The organism is Acidovorax sp., from assembly GCF_022763525.1.
GTDB lineage: Bacteria > Pseudomonadota > Gammaproteobacteria > Burkholderiales > Burkholderiaceae_C > Acidovorax.
On sequence record NZ_JALEGG010000245.1, the window covers coordinates 1 to 5,353 of the forward strand.

The 5,353-nt window shown below is 64.9% G+C and carries 4 protein-coding genes; all 4 read right to left on the reverse strand.

Features of this window, described 5'->3' with window-relative positions; genetic code table 11:
• Positions 1-126: 126 nt before the first annotated feature.
• A complete protein-coding gene (locus MRY84_RS18760) occupies positions 127-1,158 on the reverse strand; it encodes an ABC transporter substrate-binding protein (RefSeq protein ID WP_291507212.1) in 1,032 nt (343 codons plus the stop codon).
• 145 nt (positions 1,159-1,303) lie between these two features.
• Positions 1,304-2,404, reverse strand: a complete 1,101-nt coding sequence (locus tag MRY84_RS18765) for an ABC transporter ATP-binding protein (protein ID WP_291507213.1) — start codon at positions 2,402-2,404, stop codon at positions 1,304-1,306.
• Between the two features lie 43 nt (positions 2,405-2,447).
• Positions 2,448-3,752 (reverse strand): 4-aminobutyrate--2-oxoglutarate transaminase, encoded by a 1,305-nt coding sequence (gene gabT, locus MRY84_RS18770; RefSeq protein ID WP_291507214.1) that lies wholly within the window; start codon positions 3,750-3,752, stop codon positions 2,448-2,450.
• A 367-nt stretch (positions 3,753-4,119) separates the two neighbouring features.
• The coding region (locus tag MRY84_RS18775) for a right-handed parallel beta-helix repeat-containing protein (protein ID WP_291507215.1) at positions 4,120-5,353 on the reverse strand (1,234 nt) is incomplete at its 5' end.

Here is a 5,353-nt window from a genome sequence, read left to right on the forward strand (position 1 = left end):
CAGGGCCTGGCGCAGCGCACCGGGTGCGCTGCCCTGCGGGGCGCTGGCGTGGGGATGGGCCAGTGTGGCTTGCATGGTGGTGTTCCTGCTCTCTCAACGGTTCAACAACAAGTCTTCAAACACGCATCACTGCGTGGCCCAGGCGGCAAAGCGCTTCTCCAGCGCTTCGCCCTGGTCGGCCCAGAAGCTCACGCTGAACTGCAGGGCTTCCTTGGCGTTGGTGGCCGAGGTGGGCAGGTCGTCGAGCACCTTCTTGTCCAGCGATGCCAGGGCCTTGTTGTTGGCCGGGCCGTAGGCGATGTTTTGTGCGTAGGCGGCCTGTTGCTGGGGCTGCATCGTGAAGGCGATGAACTTCACTGCAGCGTCCTTGTTGGGCGTGCCCTTGGGGATGGCCCAGTAGTCCAGGTCATAGATGCCGCCGGGCCAGTAGATCTTCAGGTTGCGGCCTTCGCGGTTGGCGGCATCAATGCGGCCGTTGAACACCGTGGTCAGGGCCACGTCACCCGCCACCAGGAACTGAGGCGCCTGGGCACCGGCTTCCCACCACTGGATGTTGGGCTTGAGTTCGGTGAGCTTCTTGAAGGCGCGGTCGGCGCCGTCCTTGGTGGCCAGCACCTTGTACACGTCGGCGGGCTTCACGCCGTCGGCCAGCAGGGCGAATTCCAGGTTGTAGCGCGCGCCCTTTCGCATGCCGCGCTTGCCGGGGATCTTCTTGGTGTCCCAGAAGTCGGCCCAGCTGGTGGGCGGGGTCTTGAGCTTGTCGCCGTTGTAGGCCATCACGGTCGACCACACGAAGATGCCCACGGCGCATTCGTTTACAGCAGCGGGCAGCAGGTCGGCCTTGGGCACGATCTTGCTGTAGTCCAGCTTCTCGTACAGGCCTTCGTCGCAGCCGCGGGCCGCGTCGGGCGATTCGACTTCCACCACGTCCCAGGTGACCTTCTTGGTCTCGACCATGGCTTTGACCTTGGCCTGCTCGCCGTTGTACTCCACGGCCACGATCTTGTTGCCCTGCTTTTCATAGGGTTCGTAGAACGCCTTCTTCTGCGCATTGGCATTGGCGCCGCCGAAGTTCACGACGGTGAGTTGCTGTTGCGCAAAGCTGGGCAGGGCCAGGCAGGCAGCCACGCATGCGCAAGCGATAAGGCTCTTTTTCATGGTTTTTCCTTAGGTTGTGGAGGAACGGAACGGAACGGGAACACGAACGGGAACACGAACGGGAACAGGACAACGGGATAACGGAACAAAGGCAGACGGCGAAACCGCGCGGTGGCAGGCGCAGGGGCGAGCCCGCCGCGCTGCGTCACACCGTGTAGATGCGGGTTGCTGCGGGAGGAAACTCCAGCAGCACCTGGTCGCCCGGCTGCGGGTGGCTGCAGGGCGCCCCAGCGGGGGCCAGGGGCAGCTTCACCGTGGCCTGCTCCTGGCCATGGCCGAGGTCGCACATCAGGCGCTGGTGGTCGCCGTAGTAGATGGTGCGCGCCACGGTGGCCGGGATGGCGTTGGGGCGGGGGTAGTCGGAGGACGGGTGCAGCAAGATGCGCTCAGGGCGTACACAAGCCTGCACGCGCGCGCCCAGCGCAGCCTGGTTGACATTGACACCCGGCAGCAGAAAGCCGCCGGGCATCTGGATGGCAGCATCGGCCCCGGCGCCTTGCAGCGTGCCAGTCAGCACGGTGCTGTCGCCCACGAAGCCCGCCACAAAGCGGTTGCTGGGCGTTTCATACAGGGTTTCCACGTCCGCCAGCTGCTGGATCACGCCTTCGTTGAACACCGCCACGCGGTCGCTCATGGTCAGGGCTTCGCCCTGGTCGTGCGTTACGTAGACGAAGGTCACGCCCAGCTGGTGGTGCAACTCCTTGAGTTCGATCTGCATGTGCTCGCGCAGCTGCTTGTCCAGCGCGCCCAGGGGCTCGTCCATCAGCACGAGCTGCGGGTTGAACACCAGCGCGCGCGCCAGGGCCACGCGCTGCTGCTGACCGCCGGACAGGCGCGCGGGGAGGCGGTCGGCCATGCCGCCCAGGCGCACCATGTCCAGCGCCTTCTTCACGCGCTCGGCCTGCTCGGCCTTGGGCACCTTGCGCACCGTCAGCGGGTAGGCCACGTTTTCGCCCACGGTGAGGTGTGGGAACAGCGCGTAGTTCTGGAACACCATGCCAAAGTTGCGCTTGTGCGGCGGTGTGCGCGTGATCTGCTTGCCGTCCAAAAGGATGTCGCCGGCCGTGGGCGACTCGAACCCGGCCAGCATCATCAGCGTGGTGGTCTTGCCCGAACCCGAGGGACCGAGCAGGCTGAGGAACTCACCGCGCTGGATGTCCAGGTCCAGCGAGCGCACGACCAGCTGCTCGCCGTCATAAGTCTTTTGCACACCGCTGAAGCGCACCAGGGGTTCGGCTTGGGTCATGGTCGGTGGCATCTGGTAGGTGGAGTGAAGGGCCGGGCGCATGTCAGTTTGCCGCCGCGGCCACCGCTTCAAAACTCTCTGCCAGGATGGACAGGCCTTCCTGCAGCAGCTCGTCCGACGCCGTGAGCGGCACCAGGATGCGGATCACGTTGCCGTAGGTGCCGCAGGACAGCAGGATGAGCCCGCGCCGTGCGGCTTCGGCGACCACCTTCTTGGTGAGCGCAGCGTCGGGGCGGTGCACGTCGCCGTTCTCGAACAGCTCGATGGCCACCATGGCCCCCAGGCCACGCACGTCGCCAATGGCCGGTACTTTGGCCGCCATTTCTTTCAGGCCCCTGACCAGCAGGGCGCCCATGTCCTGGCTGCGGGCCAGCAGTTGTTCTTGCTCAAACGCTTCGATCACGGCAAGGGCCGCAGCGCAGGCCACGGGGCTGCCGGCGTAGGTGCCGCCCAGTCCGCCTGCTGCGGGTGCGTCGATCACGTCGGCACGGCCCACCACGCCGGACAGGGGGAAGCCCCCGGCCAGCGACTTCGCGGTGGTGATGAGGTCGGGCGCCACGGGCCATTGCTCGCAGGCGAACCAGGTGCCGGTGCGGCCGGCGCCGGTCTGCACCTCGTCGGCAATGAGCAGGATGCCGTAGCGGTCGGCCAGGGCCTTCAGGCCGGTGATGAACTCGGGCGGTGCCACATAGAAGCCACCTTCGCCCTGCACGGGCTCGACGATGAAGGCTGCCACGCGCTCGGGCTCGATGTCGTTCTTGAAGATCAGCTCGACCGAGTGCAGGGCCTGCTCCACGCTCACGCCGTGCAGCGCATTGGGGAACAGCGCGTGGTACGTCTCGCCGGGGAAGGGGCCAAAGCCCACTTTGTACGGAACAACCTTGCCCGTGAGGCCCAGCGTGAGGTTGGTTCGGCCGTGGTAGCCGCCCGTGAAGGCGATCACGCCGGGGCGCTTGGTGTAGGCGCGGGCGATCTTGATGGCGTTTTCCACGGCCTCGGCGCCGGTGGTCAGCAGCAGGCTCTTCTTGGCAAAGGCGCCGGGGGCCAGCGTGTTCAGGCGCTCGCACACTTCCACATAGGGCTCGTAGGCCACGACCTGGAAGCAGGTGTGGGTGTACTGGTCGAGCTGGGCCTTCACCGCGGCGATCACCGCCGGATGCAGGTGGCCCGTGTTGAGCACGGCGATGCCGCCAGCAAAGTCGATGAAACGGCGGCCCTCCACGTCCCACAGTTCGGCGTTGCGGGCCCTCTGGATGAACAGTTCATGGGCCTGGCCCACGCCGCGTGCCACAGCGGCATGGCGGCGGGCGAGGAGGGCGGCGTTGGTGAAGTGGCGGTCTTGCTGCATGGCGGTGGTTCGGGGTGGTAGTGAACGGGAAATGAGGGAATGGGGCGGATTCTGGAAGTCGCGCCACACACCGTCCATGTACACCGGCATGCTGTTTTGCGTGCACTGTGCAGGGCCTGGGGCCTGTACAGGCAATCCCTGATTTGGTGTGAACCAACACGGTGCACAATGCGGCCCCTTTTTCGTTCCATGGGCGCGCGCTCAGTGCGTATCTGCCGGCGCAACGGTGTGTTCAGGGGGGGCGCTTTGATAGGGCACGCAGCGGTGACTGGTTTGCAGCTTTCCAAAATAGTGCGCGCCAAAAGAAAGGGCCTCGCAGCTTGCTGCGAGGCCCCGGTCGGCTGGAACGGGAATGAGAAAAGTTACTCTAGCGGGCACACGCCCCGGTTGTTGCGGCTGCCCCGGTCACCATGGTGTTGTTCGTGACCGCACTGTTCGGTGCGATCACGCGCACCACCGTGCTGCCTGCGTGGGGCGTGGGAAAACACGCGATGTTGTTGCGCACAACGGCATTTCCATCGGGTACGTCGCCATTCCGAAATTCGGTGTGCCCCACGTTGATGGCCGTCTGGAAGGTCGTCTGCGTGTTGATGATGACGTTGCCTTCAATCACGATGCCGGGCGCGGACTGTACCGCCATGCCTGTGTTGCCGGCATTGATGAGCTTGTTGTTGCGCACAACGAAGTTGCGGAACCACTCGGCTGTGTCATACCCCTGCGTGATCGACATCTCCCAGCAGCCATCCGTCGCAGCATCCTGTTCGATCCGGTTGCCCTCAATCAGCACGCCGTCCATCTGGCCGTGGAAAGTCATGTTGCCTCCTTGGCAGACGCCGTTGACCACCGAGTTGCGGATGTAGCGGTTATTGCGCAGTGTGATGTTGGTGCCGCTCAGTCCGTTGCTGCCCGACAGGTAGGTGCCGTGGTTGAATCCGCTGCCGCTGAAATTGTTGGCCTCGATCAGGTTGCCTTCGATCACACTGTTGCGGAACTGGCCCAGGATGCCCATGCTCCCGTTGTGATGTATGTGGTTGTTGCGAATGAGCACGTTGTTGACGCCGTGGGGGGCGCGCGCCTGCGAGTGGATGGCGATCTGAAAGCCGGATATCTCCACGTTCTCGATCACGATGTCACGCACATTGCCGCTGAGCCAGAAACCCCATGCCGAGTTGTTGGACCCGTGGATCCGCAGGTTGCGGAAGACGTAGCCACCGTCGTTCGTAGTGTTGGCGTAACGCCCTCCCAGCTCAAAGGGCGCGATGGCATTGCTGTTGGTGGTCAGCAAGGGTGCAGGCCCGGCGCCGTACGCATCGAACCTGAGAGGGGCGTCGGCACGGACGTTCAGGTTCTCGAACGTGGTGACGCCCACCACCCACGAGCCGCCGCGTGCAAACAGCAGGCTTGAGCCCGCAGGCAGAGCGTTGACATTGATGCCCGCCAGATTTTGCTTGGGTGCCGCCTGGGTGCCGGGATTGGCGTTGGTGCCGGGCACACAACCGACGGCGGCCCCAGCCTGGCAATCGGAGAAGTAGTACGTCATCGCACCAGGTGCGGGAGGTGGGGGAGGTGGGGGCGGTGGGGGCGGTGGTGTGGGGGAAGGC